We start from the raw sequence: 676 nt of genomic DNA, 5'->3' as shown, positions 1-676 counted from the left end.
CCACCGACTCAGCCTGCCAGTTATGATCCTCGCGTACCCCAAAACCCTGCGTGATAAAACGCATTTCCGCCCCAGCTTTCAACAATGCGGGCCTGCAGGGCAGTGTTATCGTCATCTGGCGTCCGGCTTTCTGTACACGTTTAACCTTGGAGTCTGCGCAGTGTTTTGCTGTGTCCTGATCCGGCTGAGTGAACGGATGTCGCTTGTCGGTGGACTCCACATCCACTTTAAATTCACGCGTTCGCCCGTCGCGAGGGTCAAAATATCTGACTCCCACTTTCCCTTTTTTTGTTGTTCCTTTTCCGCTTCCGGATGCGCCCTGCCGCTCCCCCTCCCGGTAATCCCAGTCTGACACCATATCCGGCGTGATGGTCATTACAGGAGCATCCCTGCCGCCTGTGCTCTGTGATGCGCCATACTCCAGAAATAACCAGTAACCGTTCGTTGGCTTACTGGTGGCACCATACATACCAGCAAGCCTGGAAAGCAGGGACGCATCCGATTCAGATGACTGCATCAACCACGGAATACGAATTTTTGCCAGCGCCGGTGAGACCCGTGCCACCAGATTATTTTCAGTGGCGATCGTTTTCACCAGGTCACCCAGCGAGACATCGCTGAACGCACGGGTTTTCAGTGCGGTCACGTCTGCGCCATGTTTTGACGCATTCATGGG

Annotated in this window: 1 pseudogene; it reads right to left on the bottom strand. The window is 54.6% G+C overall.

The window, feature by feature from the left end:
* Positions 1-646 (bottom strand): annotated as a pseudogene (locus EQY_RS0120990) (contractile injection system protein, VgrG/Pvc8 family); the annotation flags it as partial.
* Between the last annotated feature and the right edge of the window lie 30 nt (positions 647-676).

This window comes from Escherichia sp. TW14182 (assembly GCF_000208525.1).
Taxonomy (GTDB): domain Bacteria; phylum Pseudomonadota; class Gammaproteobacteria; order Enterobacterales; family Enterobacteriaceae; genus Escherichia; species Escherichia ruysiae.
The sequence above is the reverse complement of the archived record's forward strand: the minus strand, read 5'-3'. Positions and strand labels throughout refer to the sequence as shown.